The 8622-nt window shown below is 72.8% G+C and carries 5 protein-coding genes; 4 read left to right on the top strand and 1 reads right to left on the bottom strand.

What is annotated here, in order from left to right; all coding sequences use genetic code 11:
• Positions 1-37: 37 nt before the first annotated feature.
• The gene (gene glgC, locus F8274_RS28645; protein WP_151465479.1) at positions 38-1270 is read right to left on the bottom strand and encodes a glucose-1-phosphate adenylyltransferase; all 1233 of its coding nucleotides are present in this window, start codon (positions 1268-1270) and stop codon (positions 38-40) included.
• A 95-nt stretch (positions 1271-1365) separates the two neighbouring features.
• Between glgC and glgA the strand changes: the two genes are divergently transcribed.
• From glgA to F8274_RS32140, 4 genes are all read left to right on the top strand, one after another.
• Positions 1366-2574, top strand: coding sequence for a glycogen synthase (gene glgA / locus F8274_RS28650; protein WP_151465480.1), 1209 nt, complete (start codon positions 1366-1368; stop codon positions 2572-2574).
• Between the two features lie 38 nt (positions 2575-2612).
• The gene (locus F8274_RS28655) at positions 2613-4715 is read left to right on the top strand and encodes an alpha-1,4-glucan--maltose-1-phosphate maltosyltransferase (RefSeq protein ID WP_151465481.1); all 2103 of its coding nucleotides are present in this window, start codon (positions 2613-2615) and stop codon (positions 4713-4715) included.
• Entirely contained in the window at positions 4703-6805 is a 2103-nt protein-coding gene (gene glgB, locus F8274_RS28660; RefSeq protein WP_151465482.1) for a 1,4-alpha-glucan branching protein GlgB, read from the top strand. Before F8274_RS28655 ends, glgB begins: the two co-directional genes overlap by 13 nt.
• A gap of 218 nt (positions 6806-7023) precedes the next feature.
• Positions 7024-8433 carry a hypothetical protein gene (locus F8274_RS32140; protein WP_225854020.1) on the top strand — a complete coding sequence of 470 codons (1410 nt, stop codon included), beginning with the start codon at positions 7024-7026 and terminating at the stop codon, positions 8431-8433.
• Positions 8434-8622: the final 189 nt, after the last annotated feature.

Consider the following 8622-nt stretch of genomic DNA (forward strand, 5'->3'; position numbering starts at 1 on the left):
GGCACGGTGGGAACCTCCTACAGACGGTGCGGGTGGATCAGGCCTCGACGCGCTGGCCCTTGCCGATGACGACGATGCCGTTGTCGGAGACGGTGTACCGCTGGCGGTCCTTCTCCAGGTCGACGCCGATCTCGGCGCCCTCCGGAACGTAGACGTTCTTGTCCAGGATCGCCCGCCGGACCACCGCGTGCCGGCCGATCTCGACACCCTCCATGAGCACCGCGCCGTCGACGTGCGCCCAGGAGTGCACCTTCACCTTCGGCGAGACGACCGAGTTCTCCACCAGCGAGCCCGAGACCACCGCGCCCGGCGACACCATCGAGCCAACCGCCCGGCCGACCCGCTCGCCCCACTGGTGGACGAACTTCGCCGGCGGGTACGGCGGCTGCATGCTGTAGATCGGCCAGTCGAAGTTGTAGAGGTTGAACACCGGGTGGACGTTGATGAGGTCCATGTGGGCGTCGTAGAAGGAGTCGAGCGTCCCCACGTCCCGCCAGTAGCCGCGGTCCCGGTCGGTGCTGCCCGGCACCTCGTTGTCCTTGAAGTCGTAGACGTTGGCCTCGCCCCGCTCGACCAGCATCGGGATGATGCTGCCGCCCATGTCGTGCTTGCTGGTCTTGTCCTCCGCGTCGCGCTCGACGGCCTCGCAGAGCGCCTTCGTGCTGAAGACGTAGTTGCCCATCGAGGCGTAGATCTGGTCGGGCGCGTCGGGCAGCCCCACGGCGTCGGTGGGCTTCTCGCGGAACGCCCGGATCCGCCGGCCGTCCTCGCCGACCTCGATGACGCCGAACTGGTCGGACATCGACAGGGGTTGCCGGATGCCGGCCACGGTGACCGCGGCGCCGGAGGCGATGTGGTCCTCGACCATCTGCCGCGGGTCCATCCGGTAGATGTGGTCGGCGCCGAAGACGATCACGTGGTCGGGCTGCTCGTCGTTGATGAGGTTGAAGCTCTGGTAGATCGCGTCGGCCGAACCGGCGAACCACCACGGGCCGCGGCGCTGCTGCGCCGGCACCGGGGTGACGTAGTTGCCGAGCATCGTCGACATCCGCCAGGTCTGGGTGATGTGGCGGTCCAGCGAGTGGGACTTGTACTGGGTCAGCACGACGATCTTGAGATAGCCGGCGTTCGCCAGGTTGGAGAGGACGAAATCGACCATGCGGTACATCCCGCCGAAGGGGACGGCGGGCTTCGCCCGGTCGGTGGTGAGGGGCATCAGGCGCTTGCCCTCCCCGCCGGCAAGGACGATCGCGAGCACCTTGGCAGCCATGCTCAGACGCTATCCATACCGCACCGACTTCACCACTCGTACGGGCACGTTTCCGCACCCGGTGCCGGGCGGGAAAGCACGCTAGGGTGCCGGTCATGAGCGATACCGCACGGCTGCGCGTCGACCTGCTCACCCGGGAGTACCCGCCGGAGGTCTACGGCGGGGCCGGGGTGCACGTCGAGTACCTCGCGCGCGAGCTGCGCCGCCTGGCCGATGTGCGGGTGCACTGCTTCGGCGCGCCCCGCGACGAGCCGGGTGTCACCGCGTACGCCGAGCCCGCGGCGCTGGCCGGCGCCAACGCCGCGCTGCGCACCATGGGCGTCGACCTGGAGATGGCCGCCGGCGCCGCCGGCACCGACGTGGTGCACAGCCACACCTGGTACGCCAACCTGGCCGGGCACACCGCGAAGCTGCTGCACGGGGTGCCGCACGTGGTGACCGCGCACAGCCTGGAGCCGCTGCGCCCGTGGAAGGCCGAGCAGCTCGGCGGCGGCTACGCGCTCTCCTCGTGGTGCGAGCGGATCGCGTTCGAGGCCGCCGACACGGTCATCGCGGTGAGCGAGGGCATGCGGCGCGACGTGCTGACCGCGTACCCGGAGGTCAACCCCGACCGGGTGCGCGTCGTCCACAACGGCATCGACACGGCGCAGTACGCCCCGGACCCCGGCACCGACGTGGTGGACCGGCTCGGCATCGACCCGGCCCGCCCCAGCGTCGTCTACGTCGGCCGGATCACCCGGCAGAAGGGCCTGCCCTATCTGCTGCGGGCGGCCCGGGAGCTGCCGGCCGACACCCAGCTCGTGCTGCTGGCCGGCGCCCCCGACACCCCGGAGATCGCCGCCGAGGTGGAGGGGCTGGTCGCGGAGCTGCGGGCCGGCCGCTCGGGTGTGGTCTGGATCGCCGAGATGCTGCCCAAGCACGAGGTGATCCAGGTGCTCACCCACGCCACCATCTTCGTCTGCCCGTCCGTCTACGAGCCGATGGGCATCGTCAACCTGGAGGCCATGGCGTGCGAGACGGCCGTGGTGGCCACCGCCACCGGCGGCATCCCCGAGGTGGTGGCCGACGGCGAGACCGGGCTGCTCGTCCCCATCGAGCAGGCCGGCGACGGCAGCGGCCGGCCGCTGGACCCGGAGCGTTTCGTGGCCGACCTGGCCGCGACCATCAACGACCTGCTGGCCGATCCGAAGCGGGCGGAGGAGCTGGGTCTCGCCGGCCGCCGCCGGGCCGTCGAACACTTCTCCTGGGACACCATCGCGCAGCGGACGCTGGAGGTGTACCGGTCGGTGGGCGCCGCCGGCTGACTTGAGCGCGAAGCGATCTCGGGCAGTAGGTTGAACCGGTGACTGGACGGTTCCCGATCGAAGACGTCTCCCCCGTCGTCGCCTGCGGTCGCTACCCGGCCAAGGCGGTGGTCGGCGAGATCGTGCCCGTGTCGGCCCGCGCCTACCGCGAGGGCCACGACGCGCTCGGGTGCAACGTGGTCTGGCTCGGCCCGGACGGCGCCGCCCGCCCGTTCACCCGGATGCGCCCCGGCGAGCCCGGCCAGGACCGCTGGCACGCCAGCATCCGCCCCGACGCGGTCGGCACCTGGCGGTTCACCGTCGAGGCGTTCCAGGACCCGTACCTGACCTGGCAGAACGCCGTCACCAAGAAGGTCGCCGCCGGCCAGGGCCCGGCCGAGCTGGCCAACGACCTGGCCGAGGGCGCCCGGGTGCTGGAAGCCGCCCTCGACCTCGTGCCGTCCGCCGACCGCAAGCGGGTCCGGGCGGCGGTGACCGCGCTGCGCGACGAGGCCGCCGAGCTGCCCCGCCGGGTCGGCCCGGCGCTCGACCTGGCCCCGCTGCTGTGGGACCACCCGGTCCGCGAGCTGGTCACCACCGGCGACGAGCACACCCTCTGGGTCGACCGGCCGCGGGCGCTCTTCTCCGCCTGGTACGAGTTCTTCCCCCGCTCCGAGGGCGCCGTCCCGGCCACCGTCGACGCGCCGGCCCGGTCCGGCACCTTCGTCACCGCCCTGGAACGCCTGCCCGGCGTCGCCGCCATGGGCTTCGACGTGCTCTACCTGCCGCCGATCCACCCGATCGGCCGGGTCAACCGCAAGGGCCCCAACAACGCGCTCACCGCCGGGCCCGACGACGTCGGCTCGCCGTGGGCGATCGGCGCCGCCGAGGGCGGCCACGACGCCATCCACCCCGACCTGGGTACGCCGGAGGACTTCCGCGACTTCGTCGCCGCGGCCGCCGAGCAGGGCCTGGAGGTCGCCATGGACCTGGCGTTGCAGTGCGCGCCGGACCACCCGTGGGTGACCGAGCACCCGGAGTGGTTCACCACCCGCGCCGACGGCAGCATCGCGTACGCGGAGAACCCGCCGAAGAAGTACCAGGACATCTACCCGCTGAACTTCGACAACGACCCGGAGGGCATCCGGGCGGAGATCCTGCGGGTGGTGCTGCACTGGGTCGGCGAGGGCATCAAAATCTTCCGGGTCGACAACCCGCACACCAAGCCGTTCGACTTCTGGCACTGGCTCATCTGGGAGGTCAAGGCGGTCGACCCGGACGTGCTCTTCCTCGCCGAGGCATTCACCCGCCCCGCGATCATGCACGGGCTCGGGAAGATCGGCTTCACCCAGTCGTACACCTACTTCACCTGGCGCACGTCGGCGGCCGAGATGCGGGAATACTGCGCGGAGCTGATCGCGGCGGCCGACTACATGCGACCGAACTTCTGGCCGAACACCCCGGACATCCTGCACGAGTCGCTCCAGCACGGCGGCCCGCCGATGTTCAAGATCCGGGCGGTGCTGGCCGCGCTGCTGTCCCCCTCCTGGGGCATGTACGCCGGCTACGAGCTGTTCGAGCACGTCGCCCGCCCCGGCGCCGAGGAGTACCTGGACAACGAGAAGTACGAGCTGCGCCCCCGCGACTGGGCCGGCGCGCAGGAACAGGGCCGCTCGCTCGCCCCGTTCATCACCACCCTCAACCGGGTCCGCCGGGACAACCCCGCCCTGCACCGGCTGCGCAACCTGCGCTTCCACGACATCGACAACCCGGCGCTGCTCTGCTGGTCCAAGCACGACCCCGACACCGGCAACACGGTCATCGTGGTCTGCTCGTTCGACTCCCGCGCCGTCCAGTGGGGCAACACCACCCTCGACATGCCGGCGCTCGGCCTCGACTGGCACGAGCGGTTCACCGTGCGCGACGAGCTGACCGGCGCCGACTACGACTGGGGGCAGCGCAACGCGGTGCGGCTCGACCCGTACCTGCAACCCGCGCACGTGTTCACGGTGCGGCGGCCCGCCGCGCCGGCCGAGCCCGAGGCCGTGCCGCCGGTTCCGGCGGCGGCCGACCTGACCGTCGAAGACGTACCCGCCGACCTCTCCGGCGGCACCGCCCCGACCGCACCGGCCGCGAAGGACGACGCACGATGGAGCAGCTGATCGCCGGCCAGGCCCACGACCCGCACGCCGTGCTCGGCGCGCACCCCGCCGACGGCCGCACCACCATCCGGACGCTGCGCCGGGGCGCGACCGACGTGACCGTGGTCGCGGGCGACGAGCGGCACCCCATGAAGCGGGTGCACGACGCGGGCGTCTTCGAGGCCGTGCTGCCCGGCGAGGTGCTCGACTACCGGGTCGAGGTCGACGGCGCGGTGCACGACGACCCCTACCGCTACCCGCCCACCCTCGGCGACCTGGACCTGCACCTCATCGGTGAGGGCCGGCACGAGCGGCTGTGGGAGGCGCTCGGCGCGCGGGTCTTCGACGAGGGCGTCGCGTTCACCGTCTGGGCGCCCAACGCCCGCGGCGTTCGGGTCGTCGGCGACTTCACCGGCTGGGGGCCCGACGACGGCTGGCCGATGCGCTCGCTCGGCTCCAGCGGGGTGTGGGAGATCTTCGTGCCCGGCGCCACCGTCGGCAGCCGGTACAAGTACCGCATCCTCGGCGCCGACGGCCACTGGCGGGACAAGGCCGACCCCCTCGCGGCCCGCGCCGAGGTGCCGCCGGCCACCGCCTCCGTGGTGCACCACTCCCGGTACGCCTGGGGCGACGCCGACTGGCTCACCCGGCGGGCCCGGCGGCAGCCGCACCAGGAACCCATGAGCGTGTACGAGGTGCACCTCGGCTCCTGGCGCCCCGGCCTCGGCTACCGGGAACTGGCCGAGCAGCTCACCGCGTACGTCACCGAACTCGGGTTCACCCACGTCGAGTTCCTGCCCGTCATGGAGCATCCGTTCGGCGGCTCCTGGGGCTACCAGGTCACCGGCTACTACGCCCCCACCGCCCGGTTCGGCGACCCCGACGAGTTCCGGCACCTCGTTGACCGGCTGCACCAGGCCGGCATCGGGGTCATCCTCGACTGGGTGCCCGCGCACTTCCCCAAGGACGAGTGGGCCCTGGCCCGCTTCGACGGCACCCCCCTCTACGAACACCCCGACCCGCGGCGCGGCGAACACCCCGACTGGGGCACGTACGTCTTCGACTTCGGCCGCCGCGAGGTGCGCAACTTCCTGGTCGCCAACGCCCTCTACTGGCTGGACGAGTTCCACGTCGACGGGCTGCGCGTCGACGCGGTCGCCTCGATGCTCTACCTGGACTACTCCCGCCAGGAGGGCCAGTGGGCGCCCAACGTGCACGGCGGCCGGGAGAACCTGGAGGCCATCGCGTTCCTCCAGGAGGTCAACGCCACTGTCTACAAGCACCACGCCGGGGCGGTGATGGTCGCCGAGGAGTCCACCGCCTGGCCGGGCGTCACCCGCCCCACCGCCGAGGGCGGGCTCGGCTTCGGCTTCAAGTGGAACATGGGCTGGATGCACGACACCCTGCTCTACACCTCCAAGGACCCGATCTACCGGCAGCACCACCACCACCAGCTCACCTTCTCCCTGGCGTACGCCTGGAGCGAGAACTACGTGCTGCCGATCAGCCACGACGAGGTGGTGCACGGCAAGGGCTCCCTGACCGGGAAGATGCCCGGCGACACCTGGCAGCGGCTGGCCAACGTGCGGGCGCTGCTCGCGTACATGTGGGCGCACCCCGGCAAGCAGTTGCTCTTCATGGGCTGCGAACTCGCCGACGACCGCGAGTGGAGCGAGGAGCGCGGCCTCGACTGGTACCTGCTGCACGACCCCGCGCGGGCCGGCGTGCAACGCCTCGTCGGCGACCTGAACCGGGTCTACCGTGAGACCCCGGCGCTCTGGGCGCAGGACACCGACCCGGCCGGCTTCCGCTGGATCGCCGGGGACGACGTCGCCAACAACACCGTCTCGTTCATCCGGATCGCCCCCGACGGCCAGACCCTGGTCTGCGTGGCCAACTTCTCCGCGCAGCCGCTGGAGGGCTACCGGGTCGGCCTGCCGGCCGGCGGGACCTGGACCGAGCTGCTCAACACCGACGCCCACCACTACGGCGGGTCGGGGGTGGGCAACCTCGGAGCGGTGCAGGCCGAGAGCGTGCCGTGGCACGGGATGCCGGCATCAGCGGCGCTGCGCGTGCCACCGCTGGGCGTCCTCTGGCTCCGCCCCGCGTGATCCGCCCTGCTTGATCGACTCCAGCTCGGCGAGCTGGCGGTATCCGCGCCGCCGGGATACCACCACCTCCCGCGAGCTGGAGTCGACCAGCAGTGACCGGGAGCTGACGCTGCGTCGAGAAATCCGGGGGCGGGGGCACCCGCCTGAACGGGAGCGGCGGTTCGGCCGTACCGCTGGACGGATGCCGGACACCCGACGGACGAGGCGGAGGACCTTCGATGGCGTGGAGCAGAGGCACAACCAGGCGACGAGGGAAGGCGAGCAGCTCCCGGAACCGGAAGATCGCGGGCGGGGTGGCGCTGGCCATGACGGCCGGGGCGGCGTTCGCGGTCGCCACCGGCACCGGCCAGGCCGCCGAGAACTGCCAGGGCCTGGACACCGCCCTGCGCAACAACCTGACCTTCATCGCCGGCCAGCGCCAGAACCCGGACGCCAACTCGGCGGCCCGGATCGCCAACCGGCAGGCCGTGGTCAACCTCATCCAGCAGCGCCGGACCACGGCCGGCTGCACCGGCACCGTCGAGGTGGCCGGCGCGGCCTGCCCGGAGGTGCCGTGGGAGCAGGCGATGGGCACCCAGCTCGACCGGGCCTGGGCGGTCACCGGGCAGCTGAGGGGTGAGCGCTCCGGCCAACTCGTCGACCCCCGACTGACCGAGGCGCGGGTGAAACGGCTCGCCGGCCTCTTCAGCGGGGTCCGCGGCATCGTGCAGGGCGCCCAGAAGGCACAGGCCGGCGAAGCCGAGGCGCCCGGGGCTGACGAGGCCGGCGCAGCCGCCGGTGGGGCCGAAGCGCCCGGCGCCGGGGAGGCCGGCGCGGCTGGCGCCGGTGAGGCCGGGGCGGGTGGCGCCGAGGCCGGTGGGGCCGGTGCAGCCGCCGGTGGCGCTGAACGGGCCGCCGACATCATCAACGCCATCGGCGGTGTGCTGCAGCAGATCGCCGCGATCATCCAGGCCGCGCAGCAGCAGGCGGACGGCGGCCAGCAGGCCGGCGACGCCCAGGACGACCAGCAGGCCGGCGGCGAGGAGGGTGCCGGCGGTCAGGAAGGCGCCGATCAGCAGAACGGCGACGGCGGCGCGGCAGCGGACCAGCAGGGCGCGGCCGAGCAGCAGGGCGCGGCCGAGCAGCAGGGCGACCAGGCGGCCGACGGGCAGCAGGACGGCGGCCAGGCCGCGGACGGGAAGCAGGGCGCCGCCGGCCAGCAGGCCGGGGAGCGGGTCGCGGATCGGGTTCAGCAGATCCGGGCGCGCATCCAGCAGCTCCGGGCGATCGTCAAGCAGATCCGTGCCGCCCGCCAGGCCGAGCGCGGCCAGGGTCAGGGTCAGGGCCAAGCGGCGGACCAGGGGCGGGGCGCCGACCAGGCGGGCGCCGGTCAGGGCATGGACGACCAGGCGGGCCAGGGCAGGGACCAGGGCGGTCAGGGCGAGGTCTACATGGTGGCCGACCCGAGCGTGCCGGGCTGCGCCCCGGGCGACGGCCAGGGCGCGGGCAACGCCGGCGCCGGGAATCAGGGCGACGCGAACGGTGCCGACCAGCAGGAGGGCGAGGCGGACGGCAAGGGCGCCGACCCCGCCGAGTCAGCCGACACCGGCGCCGGCATGACGGACGAGGCCGGCACGAACACCAACTGACCGCCAGCCCCACCCGACCGCCGATCCGCGGAACTCGGCGGGCCCACGAGCCACCGGCAGAAACGGCGACCCGGCCAGGCAGAGCCCACGGCCGGGTCGCCGCGTCTGCCACCGACCCAGCCTCCGCGCCCGCACTCCCCTTCCGGCCGCCACCCAGAAAGGGGTTAGACCAGGCCGGCTTCGCGGAGG

Origin of the sequence: Micromonospora sp. AMSO31t (assembly GCF_008868175.1) — a bacterium.
Lineage (GTDB): Bacteria > Actinomycetota > Actinomycetes > Mycobacteriales > Micromonosporaceae > Micromonospora.